We start from the raw sequence: 14,132 nt of genomic DNA, 5'->3' as shown, positions 1-14,132 counted from the left end.
GCGACATGGATCCGAACCCGGCTGCGCGCGGCGTCCGGGCGCGAGCGCGCCAGGCCATGCGCGCCGAAGTGGCCACCGTCGTGCAGAACCTGGTCCTCGAACGCGGTTACGAGGAGACGACGGTGGACGACATCTGCGCGACCGCCGAGATCTCCCGCAGCACCTTCTTCCGGTACTTCCCCTCGAAGGAGGAGGCGCTCTTCGGTGAGTCCATCGACGCCGGCGAGCGCCTGCGCGACGCGCTGACCGCCCGACCAGCCGGCGAGGCACCCTGGGTCGCCATGCGGCGCGCCCTCGACGCGCTGATCGAGCAGTACGAAGCCCACGACGAACGCACCCGACGCCTCACCCGCCTGATCGTGAACACACCGTCGTTGGCCGCCCGGCATCGAGAGAAGAACGCCCGGTGGCAGGAACTGCTCCGGCCGGAGATCGCGCGTCGCCTCGGCGCCGACCCCGCCGACGATTCCGACCCGCGCGCCAACGCGGTGATCGCCGCCGCTCTCGGGTGCGTCGAGGCGGCGCTGGCCGCGTGGACCGCGAACAGTCAGCCGCAACCACTCGCGAAGATCCTGGACCGCGCCATGCAGGCCCCCGCCCATCCGCGCTGACGACAGAGCCACCACCCGACGTCACGGGGCCACTCCCCCTGACCCACGGCACTGCACCCTGCCGTCGCAGGTCACGGGTCGAAGAACTGTCGGTGTCTGTTACGTTCGGTAGTGACCGTCGGCCGATATCAGCCAGCGGGCCTGCGGTGGCGGGATTCGTGATGATCGAACCCGACAGGCAAGATCATCGCGTTCCGCGAGCAGGAGGAGGACGCGATGCAGGCGATCCAGAAGGTCCGACATCGACAGGCCGACGCCAACGGCCTGGAGGTGTTCTTCCGCGAGGCCGGGCGCCCCGACCAGCCGACGGTACTGCTGCTGCACGGGTTCCCGAGTTCGTCGTACACCTTCCGGGCGGTCATGCCCACCCTGGCCGACGTCGCGTACGTGGTCGCACCTGACCTGCCCGGTTTCGGGATGTCCTCGTCGCCAACCGTCGACACGTACGACTACACCTTCGAGAACCTCTCACGGGCGATCGAGAACCTCCTCGACCAGCTCGAAGTCGAACGCTTCTTCGTCTACCTGCACGACTTCGGCGCACCGGTGGGATACCACCTGGCCACCCGCGCCCCGGATCGCATTCGCGGCCTGATCGTGCAGAGTGGCAACGCGCATCAGGACGGCCTCGGCGAGCAATGGGACAGCGCCAGGGCGTACTGGGCCGACCCGACCGAGGACAAGCGCGCCGAACTGCCGGACTGGTTGACCTTCGACGGCACCCGCGACCAGTACCTCGCCGGGCTGCCCGAGCAGCTGCGCACGCTGCACCCGCCCGAGTCGTGGCACCTCGACTGGGAACGGATGAGTCGACCCGGCAACATCGACGCGCAGTTCGCGCTCTTCAGCGACTACGCCAGCCACGTCGCCCGGTTCGACGAGATCGCCGAATACCACCGGGCCCACCAGCCGCCGGCGCTCGTACTGTGGGGGCGGCGCGACTCGTACTTCGACGTCGACGAGGTGCTCGCCTACCACCGCGCCCTCGATCGCCTGGACGCGCACATCTACGACGCCGGGCACTTCCTGTTGGAGACACACGCGCCCGAGTGCGCCAGTCTCATCCGGACGTTCGTGCTCGACAACACCTGAGTTAGCGAATTCCGTCCAACGCGTCGCGGATCGCGGCGGCGACCCGATCGGGCATCCCGGCCACGTCGAGCGGCGCCCGCCCGCCGACCTGGCGTGGGACGAACTGCTGCCACCCGAGGTCGAAGGAGAGCAGGGCGCGCAGGTCGGCTCGCCGGTCCACCCGGACTCCCGCGGCACGCTCGTACCGCACCAGATAGTCCGCAGCCGTCCTGCTGTCGAACAACACCGCCAGGTTGAGCCGGCAGTGGCCGACGTCGCTGCCCCGGTTGCCGGTGGCCGCGTACGGCCAGTCCACGACGCCACTGAGGCGACCGTCGCACCACAGCACGTTGAAGTGCTGGTAGTCGCCGTGGACAAGGACCTTCTCTCCGACAAGCGGCCCCGAGGCCGCCTCCCGGGCGGCAGCGCGCAGGCCACGGTCGACCAGCCAGTCCAGTGGTGTGCCGTCGTCATACCAACCGTCCCACCGGGTCGGCGGATGCTCGGGTACGGCGTGGATAGCGGCCTGCGTGGTCGCGAGCTGACTCAGCCAGGACCGCATGTCGGCCGGAGACAGGTCCGGCTGCCCGGTGAGCGCGGACGTGAGTGTGCACCGCACCCCGGTCTCGGCCCCGTCCTCGTCCATCGCGAGGAGTTCAGGTGCGGGCACCCCGCGACCACGGACAGCCGCGAGCGCGGACGCTTCGCGTGCCACCAGGCCCTCCGCCCGCTCCTCGGTCGGCCACCGGCGCAACACCACATCGGTGCGCCCGGTCGGAGAATCGACGGTGACCCGGTCCATGTCTGCGGTGATCCCGCCCGGCAACGGCGCGACCGCGGTCACCCGGGCCCGTCGATGAACCTGGCGTGCCACCCATCGCAGGATTTCCGGCGTCGGAGACTCGTACTCGCGGGGCATCCGGTCAGTGTGTCGTACCCACGTCGTACGGTGAGGTCATGGACTGGAAGATCGAGCTCATCCCCGTTCCGGTGACCGACGTCGACCGGGCCAAGGCGTTCTACCAGCAGGTCGGCTTCAACGCCGACCACGACCACAGGGTGCACGAGGGCCTGCGGTTCGTTCAGCTGACCCCGTCCGGCTCGGCCTGCTCCATCGTGATCGGCGAGGGCATCACCGACATGGCTCCCGGCACCCAGCAGATCCAGGTGGTGGTCGCCGACGCCGAGGCAGCGCGCCGGCAACTGCTCGACGCCGGCATCGACGCCAGCGAGGTCGACGTGCAGCCATGGGGCAGCTTCGTCCACTTCGGCGACCCTGACGGCAACAGGTGGTCGCTACAGGCGATCGAGTCACGCCCCAACGGCTGAGGCCATGGGCACGGGCTGCGCGGTGCGTCCGGCGACCTTCGAACGGACCGTCGAGCACCCCCGCGAGATCGCTTCCGTCTGCGCCGCTGGTCCCACCACCACCCTGCTGACCTGGCTACGCGCACGTCCCGGGGGCGGCTTCACCGCCGCCGTCGACACCGGCCGGGCCGGTGAGCGGCTCACGCTGCCGGCCCGCACCGTGGTCCGCGTCGTCGTCCCACCCGCGATCGGAGTCGTCAACGCCGGGCAACATCTCTTCGACTGGCTCCACCGTCACCGCCTGACCATCGCCGGCCCGACCGTCGAGGACTACCTCACCGACGCCGACGGTGACCGCGTCACGGTGTTGGAGGCACCCATCCTGGTCGACGCCCTCGAACGGGCTGCCGCGCCGGACCAGGGTCCGGCGCGGCAGCGGTCGGCGGGTTCAGCCGCTGGTCACGACCGTCAGCGGTGACTCAACCGGTAGGCACGGATGATCGTCTGATCGACGGTGTTGCCCTGCCGATCGGTGACCGAGGTGCGCAGCGACACGTACGAGCCGGTACGGGGATGCTGGACGGTAGCGGTCCAGTTCCCGCCGGTGGTCTTGACCGTGGCCGGCTGCCAGGTCTTGCCGTCGTCGTAGGAGACCTGCGTGGTGACCCGCTTCGGCGTCACCGTCGCCCGCTCGTTGCCGAGCACCCGCAGCGGGATGTCGAAACGCTTGCCGGTCGGTGCCGCAGCGTTGCTGTCCAGCTTCGGGTCGTACCGCACCACCATGACCGGCAGCCGCACCCAGTCCTCCCCGACGGGTCGTGCGGAGCGGAACTGCCAGGTCAGGTCGACCTCGGTGGACAGCTCGGTGTAGCTGCGCCGGGACGAGGTCTCCAGCCGGTAGGCCGCCGCGTCCGCCGGCACCTCGAAGAAGCCGAAACCGGCGTCGAGCGGCTCGGTGTACTCGTCGATCAGCTCGCCGTCACGGTAGAGCGCGGTCCGTCCGGTGTCCGCGTTGGAGATGCCGCCGTGTCCGGCCGCGTCGCCGTGCAGCGGGATGTCGACCCGGATCACGTCCTCGATCCGGCCCGCGCTGCTGAACGGGGTTCCGGTCCGCAGCAGGGTCGGCCCGATCGGTGCGGCGTTCCACACGTCCTGGTAGGCCCGGCCGGCCCGGTAGCGCTGAGGTTCGCCGAAGAGCACCTTCCGGAACTCCTCGCCGGGCTCTTCGTCGACGCTCTGCCAGATGCTGATGCCGCCGGACCAGACGGTCGACTTGGTGCTGTGGTGCTCGGTCCAGGTGTCGCCGACCGGCACCGACCCGCTCAGGGTGGCGCCGTACACGCCGTCGAACTCCGCCGCCATGTTCCGTTCGACCAGGTCGCCCAGCCGCTCACCGCGCATTTCGTGCCGCACGGTCGCCAGTTCCGCGCGCCGTACGTCCTTGCGGTACCCGGTGGGCAGCCGACCGGGGAACCCCTCACCCAGGTGATAGATGTACGGGCTGCCGGCGAACCCGCCGTTGCCGTCCGGCCTGGCCCACTGGTGTCCGACGAAGCCGCTGAGGTGCTCGTGCGTCGCCCGACCACCGAGTTGGGCCGAGTAGAGGCTGCCGAACCCGTCGGCCCCGATGTCGATCAACGCTGGCGGCCCGTCGAACAGGTCCACGATCACCCCGGTCTGGACCAGCACCGGGCGGGCGGTCCGGTCCGGCACGGTGGCCGTGATCGGCTTGGCCTTCCGGGCGTCCAGCGTGACCGTCAGATCCCGGGTCAGGTCGACCTCGGGTCGGCTCAGCAGGCTGCTGCGTTCCGTCTCGCCGAACTCGTCGACGACGCCGGTCACGGCGTAGCGGCCGGTGGGAACCCGGACGGTGGCTTGTGCGGCGGTGCTGTCGACGGCCTCCACCGCCGGACCGTCGATCCCACTGACCAGGGTCCAGTACGTGTCGGCCGGTGCGCCCGTCGAGTCGAGGTGGTCGACCGTCAGGTTGTAGCTCTCCACCTCGCGGTGCACCCCGACCGGGACGACACTGCGGAGCTGACCGGCGGTGGCGACCAGGTGCCCGCTGTAGTAGCCGTCCACGCCGTCGACGCTGGTGTCCACGGTGGCCGCCACCTCGGCGGTGCCGCCGGCCGGCACGGTGACCTGCGGCGCGCCGGTGCGGAACATGCCGTCCGGCGCCGCCTTGCCGTCGGGCCCGATGACCTGCCAGGCCAGGTCGAGGGTGAGCGGCTCGGCCCCGTCGTTGCGGTAGGTGACGGTCCGGGTGATCGGGTCGTCGTCGTGGTGCGGCCACTGCGTGCGGCCGTACGACACGCTCGGCGGGTCGGCGGTCACCGACTGCCCGATGGCCCGCGCCACGTCGACCAGGCCCGCACCCTGCTGGTAGGCGGTGTCACCCGGCCGGGGGTTGGCCGAGCCCATCAGGGTGGCCTTGAGTCGGGTCGCGTCCCAGTCGGGGTGCTGCTGGGCGAGCAGTGCCGCCGCGCCCGCGACGTGCGGTGCGGCCATCGAGGTGCCGGATTCGGCGACGTGGTGTTCGTCCACCGGGATGCCCATCTCGCCCTCGGCCGCCTTGGCGGCGACGATCCCGACGCCGGGCGCGGTGATGTCCGGCTTCACGGCGTCGTCACCGATCCGCGCACCCCGGCTGGAGAAGTCCGCGAGGGAGCCGTCCCGGTCGACCGCTCCGACGGTCAGCGCGGCGTCCGCGCTGCCCGGTGAGCCGACCGTACGCTCACCCGGCCCGTCGTTGCCGGCGGAGACCACGAAGAGGGCGCCGGTCTGCGCGGTGAGCGTGTTGACCGCCTCCTCCATCGGGTCGATCTCCGGACCGTCCCACCCGCCGAGGCTCATGTTGATGACCGTGGCCTGCTTGTCCACGGCCGCCCAGTGCATCGCCGCGAGGATCGCCGAGTCGTCACACCAGTACTCGCAGACCTTCGCGGAGACCAGCTCGGCGTCCGGGGCCACTCCCCGGTACCTGCCGCCGGAGGCGGTGCCCCTGCCGGCGATGGTCGACGCCACGTGCGTGCCATGCCCGAACCGGTCCACCGGGTCGTTGTCCGGCAGGAAGCTGACCGCCTCGGTCACCGCGTCGGCCAGGTCAGGGTGGGTCAGGTCGACACCGCTGTCGATGACCGCCACGGTCACCCCGGCGCCGGTGAAGCCGGCCTCGTACGCCGCGGGCGCCCCGATCTGCCGTACGCCCCGGTCCACCGCCGGCCGGCGCTTGCCGTCGAGCCAGATCCGCTCAAGACCGGGAACGCGGTCGGCGGTCCCCGCCTCAGCGCCGGTCAGGTCCGCCCAGACCTCGGCCAGGTCGCCCTTGTCCGCGCTGACGGCGGCGCCCTCGATCGCCGGTAGTTCCCGGTCGACCCGGATCTCGTCAGCGGGCAGCGGCGAGCCGCCCCGCCGGGCGGCCGTCCCGTCCGGGTACGCCACGATCATCGGCAACCGGTCGCGGGCCGCGTCGTGGTAGCCGTACTCGATCAGTTTGCTGACGTTGAACAGCCGGCGGTCCAGCACGCCGGAGGCGATCAGCGGCACCGCGTCCACGGGCACGACGGACAGTTCGCCGTCGAGCTCGTGGGTGCGGAACCGGACGCTCGCGCGATCCTTCGCCGGGCGGATCGTCACCCGGCCACCCCGGTCGACCGTGATCCGGTCCCCCGTGATCAGCGTGACCGTGGCCGACTGGCCCTCGGCCGCCACCGGCGCCCCGCCATTGCCGCCGGGCCCACCGCCGCCGGGCACGCCGCCTGCGCCCGGCGCGGCCCAGCCGGGTTGACCCACGCCCAGCACGAGAGCAGCGGCCAGGCCGGCCGCACCGACCCGTTCGAGTCTCCTCATCAGACCTCCACGTCGAATGATCGACAACTACGAACATGGTCCGAAAAACTGATAAGGATTCTGTTAGGACGCAAATCGCTTCCGGTGACTCCTGGGCTGGCGGGTGTACGCGGACTCGCCGACCCTCCTGGACCGACGGCTGGCCTACCCGCCACGCGTGTCGTCGGTGAGGCCGGTCAGGACGCGGTGCAGGCCGTCGCGGAACGCGACATCGACATCGAACGCCTCCGGCGGTGTGCCGGCGGTTACCTCACCGAGCCAGGGGTGCTGCCGGCGGCTGCCGGTGCGGTCGAGGCGGCGGATCTCCTCGGCCCACCAGGAGCGGTACGTCGCTACGGAGGCTGCCGCCTCTCTCTGTTCGGCCTGGAGCAGCAGCGCCATGCCCTGGATGTAGGCGTTGAGCGCGAGGTAACGGCGCAGCGCTGTCGCTGGGCTCAGCCCGAGCATCACGAGGGCCTCGATGCTCGCGCCCGCCAGGTCGAGCACGGCCGGGACCAGCGGGGGGCGGGTGCTGGCGAGGACGCCGACGAGCCACGGGTGCGCCTGGTAGACCTGCCACTCCTGCTCTGCGAGCCGGGCGAGCCGCTCCACCGGCGACTCCCGACGAGGGCTGGTGGGACGGTGCGCGAGGAGATGCTGCACCAACGCCGCGACGAGGCGGTCACGGCTGCCGAAGGCGTGCTGCGCGGCGGCGAGCGGCTGCCCTGCGCGGCGGGCGACAGCCCGCAGGGTCAGGCCGTTGATGCCGTGGGCGTCGGCCAGTTCCGTGGCGACCGCGATCATGTCCGCGCTCGATCCCGCGTACGGGCGCTGGGCGACCGCCGAGAGCCGTCCGTCGTCGCGGCGACGTCGGTAGGCGCGGGCCTGGCAGGACCGTGAACAGTAGCGGCGCGGTCGCCCCGTCCGCTGTGCCGTCCCCAGGTCCCGTCCGCACTGCGCGCACGTCATCGCCGCCTCTTTCGTCTCACCTTCCGTGTGACGAAACTACTTCCGCGGATGCCGACGCCGCAGCAAGTGTGGGAGACACACCGAGCGCAGCGGAAGGAAACTCGATGACCGCCACCACGCTGACCGCCCGTCCCGCCCTTTCGTCGGAGCTCGACACCGTGCTGGCGCTGTGTCTCGAGGCTTTCGCCGACGAGGCCGTCACCGCCTGGCTCGTCCCCGATCCGGGCGCGCGGCTGGCCGCCATGCGCGAGATGCTCGGGGCGTCGCTGGCCGCCGCAGTCGACGCCGAGGCCCTGGTCGTCGCGTTCACCCGGGAGGGCGAAGCCGTCGCAGCGTCGATCTGGCTCGACCGGGGCGAGACGCCGGAGGACATCGAGGTGCCGGCCGGCGACGCTGGGCTGCCGCCACGTCTGGCCGCGGTCCGGTCGCTCACGGCGGCACGACATCCCACGGTGCCCCACATCTACCTCGCGTCCATGGGGACCGTCCCGAAGCGTCGTGGGCTCGGCGCCGGAACCGCGATGCTGCGCTACGGCCTCGACCGCGCGCACCGGTTGGGTCTGCCGGTGTATCTGGAGGCGTCAACCCCGCTGAACCGGAAGTTGTACGCCCGGCACGGCTTCACCGACCACGGCGCGGCGCTACGACTGCCCGAGGGAGGTCCGCTGCTCCAACCCATGTGGCACGGCGCGTAACGCCGATACGGGATCTTGCCTGCTGGCGGTGGCGGCAACGGCTAGGTTCTGTGTGGCTGCTCGGCCTCCCGACCCAGCCGCGCGGCGGGGCAGGATCACCGCGAGGATCACGCGACGAGGACGACCTTGCCCCGACCGTGGCCGGTCGCCACCTCTCGGTGGGCATCGGCGGCCCGGTCCATCGGATAGGTACGGCGGACCGGGAAGCGCAGGTCGCCCGTGGCGTAGCGCGCGGCGAGTGTGGCGAGGCGAGCGGCCGAGCGCAGGTTCGGGGTGGTCCGGATGCCGAGGTCGGCAGCACGGGCGTGCTCGGTCAGGGTGAGGATCCGGGAACGGTCGGCGCACAGGGCGAGCGACAGGGTGAGCGCCGCACCGCCGGCACCGTCGAGGACGGCATCGGCGCCCTCCGGCAGTAACGTGCGGAGCTGATCGGACAGGTGGGCGCCGTAGACGACCGGTACGGCGCCAAGGGAACGCAGATAGTCCTGGTTGGCGGCGCTGGCCGTGCCCACGACGCGGGCTCCTGAGCTGCGGGCGAGTTGCACCGCGACCGCGCCGACGGCACCGGCCGCACCGTGCACGAGCAGAGTCTCGCCGTGCGTCGGGCGGAGCTGGTCGAGGGCGATGTGCGCGGTCTGGGCCGCACCGCTGAAGCCACCCGCGACCTCCCACGGCATCCCGGCCGGCTTGGCGGTCACCTGGTCGGCGGGCACCGCGATGAACTCGGCCGCCGCGTTCATGAACCCGAAACCCAGCACCTCGTCGCCGACCACGAACCCGGTGACCCCGGCACCGACCTGATCGACCACCCCGGCAAACTCGTTGCCCGGCACCGCTGGCAGTTCCGGCTTCCGCCAGGCGGGCGTGAACCCAGCCCGCACCGCGCAGTCGATCGGCTGCACACCGGCGGCTCGTACCCGCACTCGGACCTCGCCGGGCCCCGCGTCCGGGGTCTCGATCTGCGCCCACTCCAGCACCTCCGGCCCGCCGACCTGCCGGAAAACCACCGCCTGCATCCGTACGCCTCCCGTGGTCCGTCATTGCCTGGCGCCAGTCTCGAACTTCAACCTCGGATCAGGTCAAGAACGGGTCCAGGGCTTGCTCCGGCGGCAGTTCTGTCTCGCCCCGACCGGCCTGAAGGGCTTGACGCGCCGAAATGCATCGAGCATGGTCGATCTGTATCGAACGCCCTGACACGGGGAGGACTGATGAAGATCTTCGTCACCACCGCCTCGGCTGCGGCCGTGCTGCTCCTCACCACGGGCAGCGCGCCCGCCGGCCGGCCGGCGGCCGACGCGCCCTGCACCGGGCAGATCCACGCGAACCCGGGCTTCGAGCGCGGCGCCACCGGCTGGACCGCCGGCCCCCGCATCGTCGTGCTCGGCGACCAGGCCCGACCCGCACACACCGGCCGCGCGTACGCCACCTTCGCCGGGCTGGACGTCACGCGTACCGACCTGCTGCGCACCACCGTCACGGTGCCGGCCGACTGCGACCTGACGGTCCGCTTCTGGGTCCGGACCACCACCACGGAGACCAGCCGAGGCGATTACCTGAACGTCGGGCTGGCGGTCACCGGGATACCCCCGAAGACGAGGTTCTCGCTGGCCTTCGACGGCGGGCCGCAGTGGCGGCAGTACGCCATGTCGACGGGGACGGCGACGACCGAACGCACCGCGACGGTCAGCTTCGTCGCCAGCGAGACGGCCGGCAACGGCGTCACGACCTTCGACGTCGACGAGGCGACCTTCACGTTGAGCTGACCACGACCAGGACCGCCAGGACGGCCATCGCATCCCGCCGTGGCCGTCCTGGCGCAGCGCGGAGCCACGTCAGGCAGGCGTGGCGATCCGCTCGGAGAACTCGACGAGGCGGTGGGAGAACGCCCACTCGTTGTCGTACCAGCCGAAGACCTTGACCTGGTCGCCGACCACCTCGGTCAGCGGCGCGTCGAAGATCGACGAGTAGGGGTTGCCGACGATGTCCGCCGAGACCAGCGGCGCCTCGGAGTACTGCAGGTAGTGCCGCAGGCGCGGAGAGGCGGCCGCCTCACGGAACGCGGCGTTGACGTCGGCGACGCTGGCGCTACGCCGAAGGACCACGGTCAGGTCGGTGAGCGAACCCACCGGGACGGGAACGCGCAGCGCAGCGCCGGTGAGACGCCCTTCGAGCTCGGGGATGACCTTGCCGATCGCCTTCGCCGCGCCGGAGGACGTCGGGATGATCGAGACGGCAGCCGCGCGGGCCCGGCGCAGGTCGGAGTGCGGAGCGTCGTGCAACCGCTGGTCGCCCGTGTAGGCGTGGACCGTCGTCATCAGGCCGGACTCGATGCCGAACGAGTCGTTCAGCACCTTCGCCAGCGGTGCGAGGGAGTTCGTGGTGCACGAGCCGTTGGAGAAGACGTCGTGGCTGTCCGGGTCGAGCCTGTCGTCGTTCACCCCGAGGACGAACGTGGGGACATCCCCCGTGGCCGGCGCCGAGATGATGACCTTCCGCGCGCCGCCCTTGAGATGGGCCGCGGCCGCGACGCCGTCCGTGAAGCGGCCGGTGGACTCGATGACGACGTCGACGCCGACGTCGCCCCAGGCGATGGCGGCCGGGTCCGGTTGCGCGAGGACCGTGATGCGCTTGCCCCGGATCGTGATCGCGTCGCCGTCGAAGCCGACGCCGTCGAGGTGACCGGAGATGGTGTCCCATTCGAGCAGGGTGGCCAGCGTGCGGGCGTCGGTGAGGTCGTTGACCGCGACCACCTCGACGTCGGCGTCGTTCGCCAGGGCGGCGCGCAGGTAGCTGCGTCCGATCCGCCCGAACCCGTTGATGCCTATCCGTACCGTCACGACTTCACTCCCCCATCTTGTGTCTGTCGTCCGTCGTGGCTGGTGCCGCCGCGCGGAGCAGTTCGAGGACGCCGGTGCGGGCCGCGTCGAACGGACCCGGGTCCTGTTGCGCGATCGCGAGCACGTAGCCGCCCTGCAGGACGGCCATCAGGGTGTGGGCGAGACGCTCCGGGTCGAGGTCGGTGCGCAGTTCGCCGGCCGCGACCGCCGCACGGAGCACCTTCACCCAACCGAGGTGAACCTGGGCGAACGCGCGGGCCACCGGCGCGAGCAGCACCGGGTCCTCGCGTACCTGGGGGTCCTGGGTCATCCGGCCGACCTTGCAACCCTTGAGGGCGTCGCGAGGGCGCATCAGGTAGGCCTCGATCCGGGCCATCGGGTCGCCCGGACCGTCCAGCTCGGACACGGCCGGCAGCAGGTCCGCGACGTTGCGTTCAAGGGCCGCGACCGCCAGGTCCCGCTTGGTCGGAAAGTGGTGGTACATGCTGCCCTGGCCCACACCGGACCGTTCGCGTACGTCACGCGGGCTCGTGTCGGCATAGCCACGCTCCCACATGAGCTCGCTCATCGTCTCGATCAGCAGTTGACGCGACTCCATGACCGTCATTCTGTACATACCAGTAGGTACAGCGCAACCTCCTTTGCACATCTCGGTTCCGGCGTCATGGTGGGATGCTGGTGAGCGGGATACCGCCTTACCGCCGAGACGGCGGGACGGCTCCTCCAAGCTCGACCGCAAGCTGTTCGCCCAGGTGTCCGAGCTGGGCAGCGCCGACTACCTGATCACCGACGCCATGCCGCCCGCCAACCTGCGGGACGCCCTCGCCGCGAACGAGGTGAAGATCATCACCCCGGCGACCTCACCGCGTCAGCGGGGCGCGCGGACGGACTGGTCGACCCGCTCACGTCCAGGGCAGGTCCGCTCGTTCCTGCCAGTAGCGCGGGGCCGCGACGGCCAGGTCCGCCCAGCGCGCGGGATCGACGGTGAGCGTCTCCGCCCGCAGGTTCGAGGCGAGCTGGTCGCTCGTCGCGGCTCCGGAGAGGACGATCCCCGCCCACGGCTGCTGCAACGCCGCCGCGAGCGCGACCGTGTCGCCCACGTCCTCGCGTACGGCGAGACGACCGTTGGCCAGCGCCTCCTTCACGATGACCAGACACCCCGCGTCGTGCGCCTCGGCCAACGCCGGGCCGGCGCTGGGCTCCAGGAGATTCCAGGTGGCCTGCACGCTGCGGAACAACGGCTCACCGTCGACCCGCACGCCGAGCGCACCACGGATCACCTCGGCCTGCGCGGGCCCGCTGGTGGAGAGCCCGACCAGCACGCCCCGCTCGGCGAGATCGGCGAGTCGGCGGTGCAGGGTCACGTCGTGCAGGGCGGGACTGTCCGGGGTGACCGAGTGGATCTGGTAGAGATCGAGGCGGTCGCCGAGCAGCGCACGGGTCTCGCCGTACTGCCGGTCGAAGGTGGCGACGCGGTGATCCTTGACCTCGTGCGTCTCGGCCTCGACCCGCCAACCGGCCGTGTAGGTGTAGCCCCACTTGCTGCCGACCACGACGTCGTCGATCTCCGGCCGATTCCGTAGCCACTGCGCCAGGAACTCCTCGGCCCGGCCGTACGATCGGGCGACGTCGACATACCTGACGCCCGCCGCGTACGCCTGGTCGAGAAGTTCGCTCGTGCGGGCGCACAGCGCCTCCACCGTCCGCTCGACCGGCAGATCCGCGACGCGCCCCAGGTTGATGTAGCCCGGACGGCCGACGGCCGCCAGTCCCAACCCGATCCTGGAGGCGGCGGTGAGACGGTCGATGATCTCCATCACCCCATCCAACACCACACTCGTCAGGCGGGAACGGTCGCGGCCAGCCCTCGCCGGGCCGCCAGCCGGTCCACCACCAGGGCGTACCCGACCATCACGAACAGGTTCACCGCCAGCAGGTGCCACGGCGCGTCCGCGGCGGTGGCGTCGCTGGCGAGATCTCCGGTCGCCGCCGCCAGCCCCAGCGCGACCAGGTTGTTGACCACGTGCAAGCCGATCGCCGCCTCCAGTCCGCCGGTGCGTACCGTCAACCAGCCGGTGACCAGGCCGAACAACGTCAGGTCGGCGAAGCCCCACCGGGTACCCCAGCCGTGTGCCGCCGCGAAGAGCAGCGCCTGCGGCACGATCGCGATCCACGGGCTACGCAGGTAGGCGCCGACCGCCTGCAACAGCCAGCCTCGGCAGAGGTACTCCTCGGCCGCGGCCTGTAGCGGCACCAGCGGCAGCAGCACCGCCATACTGATCGCCAAGGTCCGCAGACCGACCCAGCTCATCGGCCCGGTGTCGGCGTCGGTCCAGTCGCCGGTGACGACCAGCAAACCGACGAGACCCCCCACCATCAGCGTGACCGTCGGCACGGAGAGCAGGAGACAGACCGCGAGCCAACGCCAGCGCAGCCGCCCGGTCACCGAGGAGACACTGCCGGCCGGCCGGGCCTGCACCCAGCGCGCGGCCAGCAGCACCACCGGGGTCATCACCCCCAACGACAGCAGCAGCAGCGCCGTGTCGGCGAGCGGGCCGAAGGAGGCGATGCCGTCCGCATCGTCCGGCTGCCCGGTCAGCTCGGCGGCGATCCAGAAGGGCGCCGCGAGCAACACGAACAGCAGCGGAACAACCACCAGCACCAGCAGGGTGCCGACCATCGGCCGCCACCAACGGTGCGCGGTGGTCCGGGCGAGCCGGTGGTACGGGGTTCCGGCCGGCGCCGACCGGATCCGTCCCGGTGGCGCTGCCACGGCCGCCGGGTACGGAGGCGCATCGGGGTGAACTGTC

14 protein-coding genes are annotated in these 14,132 nt (G+C 71.3%); 6 read left to right on the top strand and 8 right to left on the bottom strand.

Annotated features, from left to right (window positions below):
• Positions 1-5: 5 nt before the first annotated feature.
• Together E0H26_RS08345 and E0H26_RS08340 are read left to right on the top strand one after the other, a co-directional pair.
• On the top strand, positions 6-611 hold the full coding sequence (locus E0H26_RS08345) for an acyl-CoA-like ligand-binding transcription factor (protein WP_206024952.1): 606 nt from the start codon (positions 6-8) through the stop codon (positions 609-611).
• A gap of 216 nt (positions 612-827) precedes the next feature.
• The gene (locus tag E0H26_RS08340) at positions 828-1,703 is read left to right on the top strand and encodes an alpha/beta fold hydrolase (RefSeq protein WP_131302872.1); all 876 of its coding nucleotides are present in this window, start codon (positions 828-830) and stop codon (positions 1,701-1,703) included.
• Between the two features lies 1 nt (position 1,704).
• Here the strand turns inward: E0H26_RS08340 and E0H26_RS08335 are convergent, their stop codons facing one another.
• Positions 1,705-2,556, bottom strand: a complete 852-nt coding sequence (locus E0H26_RS08335; RefSeq protein ID WP_165521782.1) for a phosphotransferase family protein — start codon at positions 2,554-2,556, stop codon at positions 1,705-1,707.
• An 83-nt stretch (positions 2,557-2,639) separates the two neighbouring features.
• Here E0H26_RS08335 and E0H26_RS08330 point away from each other — a divergent pair, with 83 nt between their 5' ends.
• Both E0H26_RS08330 and E0H26_RS08325 read left to right on the top strand, forming a co-directional pair.
• Positions 2,640-3,011, top strand: a complete 372-nt coding sequence (locus tag E0H26_RS08330; RefSeq protein ID WP_131302867.1) for a VOC family protein — start codon at positions 2,640-2,642, stop codon at positions 3,009-3,011.
• Between the two features lie 4 nt (positions 3,012-3,015).
• Positions 3,016-3,468, top strand: a complete 453-nt coding sequence (locus tag E0H26_RS08325; RefSeq protein ID WP_206024950.1) for a hypothetical protein — start codon at positions 3,016-3,018, stop codon at positions 3,466-3,468.
• On the opposite strand, the gene E0H26_RS08320 is transcribed toward E0H26_RS08325, so the two are convergent.
• On the bottom strand, positions 3,459-6,842 hold the full coding sequence (locus E0H26_RS08320; protein ID WP_131302865.1) for a S8 family serine peptidase: 3,384 nt from the start codon (positions 6,840-6,842) through the stop codon (positions 3,459-3,461). The two genes, E0H26_RS08325 and E0H26_RS08320, sit on opposite strands and share 10 nt — an antisense overlap.
• Before the next feature lie 144 nt (positions 6,843-6,986).
• Positions 6,987-7,625 (bottom strand): TetR/AcrR family transcriptional regulator, encoded by a 639-nt coding sequence (locus E0H26_RS08315; protein WP_206024948.1) that lies wholly within the window; start codon positions 7,623-7,625, stop codon positions 6,987-6,989.
• Positions 7,626-7,894: 269 nt separating this feature from the next.
• Here E0H26_RS08315 and E0H26_RS08310 point away from each other — a divergent pair, with 269 nt between their 5' ends.
• Positions 7,895-8,485 carry a GNAT family N-acetyltransferase gene (locus E0H26_RS08310; RefSeq protein ID WP_131302861.1) on the top strand — a complete coding sequence of 197 codons (591 nt, stop codon included), beginning with the start codon at positions 7,895-7,897 and terminating at the stop codon, positions 8,483-8,485.
• A 107-nt stretch (positions 8,486-8,592) separates the two neighbouring features.
• On the opposite strand, the gene E0H26_RS08305 is transcribed toward E0H26_RS08310, so the two are convergent.
• Positions 8,593-9,501 (bottom strand): NADP-dependent oxidoreductase, encoded by a 909-nt coding sequence (locus E0H26_RS08305; protein WP_131302859.1) that lies wholly within the window; start codon positions 9,499-9,501, stop codon positions 8,593-8,595.
• Positions 9,502-9,693: 192 nt separating this feature from the next.
• Here E0H26_RS08305 and E0H26_RS08300 point away from each other — a divergent pair, with 192 nt between their 5' ends.
• Positions 9,694-10,248 (top strand): hypothetical protein, encoded by a 555-nt coding sequence (locus E0H26_RS08300; RefSeq protein ID WP_131302857.1) that lies wholly within the window; start codon positions 9,694-9,696, stop codon positions 10,246-10,248.
• A 69-nt stretch (positions 10,249-10,317) separates the two neighbouring features.
• Here E0H26_RS08300 and gap read toward each other — a convergent pair whose 3' ends face one another.
• The 4 genes from gap to E0H26_RS08280 form a co-directional block, all read right to left on the bottom strand.
• Positions 10,318-11,322, bottom strand: coding sequence for a type I glyceraldehyde-3-phosphate dehydrogenase (gene gap, locus E0H26_RS08295; protein ID WP_131302855.1), 1,005 nt, complete (start codon positions 11,320-11,322; stop codon positions 10,318-10,320).
• 4 nt (positions 11,323-11,326) lie between these two features.
• A complete protein-coding gene (locus tag E0H26_RS08290; RefSeq protein WP_131302853.1) occupies positions 11,327-11,920 on the bottom strand; it encodes a TetR/AcrR family transcriptional regulator in 594 nt (197 codons plus the stop codon).
• 304 nt (positions 11,921-12,224) lie between these two features.
• Complete coding sequence (locus tag E0H26_RS08285; RefSeq protein WP_131302851.1) at positions 12,225-13,139, bottom strand: aldo/keto reductase; 915 nt, start codon at positions 13,137-13,139, stop codon at positions 12,225-12,227.
• Between the two features lie 23 nt (positions 13,140-13,162).
• A complete protein-coding gene (locus tag E0H26_RS08280; RefSeq protein WP_206024946.1) occupies positions 13,163-14,095 on the bottom strand; it encodes a CPBP family intramembrane glutamic endopeptidase in 933 nt (310 codons plus the stop codon).
• Positions 14,096-14,132 lie beyond the last annotated feature (37 nt).

It is taken from the genome of Micromonospora zingiberis (assembly GCF_004331455.1).
Taxonomy (GTDB): Bacteria; Actinomycetota; Actinomycetes; order Mycobacteriales; family Micromonosporaceae; genus Micromonospora; species Micromonospora zingiberis.
Note: the sequence above shows the minus strand (reverse complement) of the source record. Positions and strands in the feature narration are given on the sequence as shown.

Excerpts from the sequence above, each read along its gene's own strand:
- E0H26_RS08285 (WP_131302851.1), bottom strand. The coding sequence starts at position 13,139 with ATGGAGATCATCGACCGTCTCACCGCCGCCTCCAGGATCGGGTTGGGA.
- E0H26_RS08310 (WP_131302861.1), top strand. The coding sequence starts at position 7,895 with ATGACCGCCACCACGCTGACCGCCCGTCCCGCCCTTTCGTCGGAGCTC.
- E0H26_RS08315 (WP_206024948.1), bottom strand. The coding sequence starts at position 7,625 with ATGATCGCGGTCGCCACGGAACTGGCCGACGCCCACGGCATCAACGGC.
- E0H26_RS08330 (WP_131302867.1), top strand. The coding sequence starts at position 2,640 with ATGGACTGGAAGATCGAGCTCATCCCCGTTCCGGTGACCGACGTCGAC.
- E0H26_RS08300 (WP_131302857.1), top strand. The coding sequence starts at position 9,694 with ATGAAGATCTTCGTCACCACCGCCTCGGCTGCGGCCGTGCTGCTCCTC.
- E0H26_RS08345 (WP_206024952.1), top strand. The coding sequence starts at position 6 with ATGGATCCGAACCCGGCTGCGCGCGGCGTCCGGGCGCGAGCGCGCCAG.
- E0H26_RS08305 (WP_131302859.1), bottom strand. The coding sequence starts at position 9,501 with ATGCAGGCGGTGGTTTTCCGGCAGGTCGGCGGGCCGGAGGTGCTGGAG.
- E0H26_RS08340 (WP_131302872.1), top strand. The coding sequence starts at position 828 with ATGCAGGCGATCCAGAAGGTCCGACATCGACAGGCCGACGCCAACGGC.
- E0H26_RS08290 (WP_131302853.1), bottom strand. The coding sequence starts at position 11,920 with ATGGAGTCGCGTCAACTGCTGATCGAGACGATGAGCGAGCTCATGTGG.
- E0H26_RS08320 (WP_131302865.1), bottom strand. The coding sequence starts at position 6,842 with ATGAGGAGACTCGAACGGGTCGGTGCGGCCGGCCTGGCCGCTGCTCTC.
- E0H26_RS08325 (WP_206024950.1), top strand. The coding sequence starts at position 3,016 with ATGGGCACGGGCTGCGCGGTGCGTCCGGCGACCTTCGAACGGACCGTC.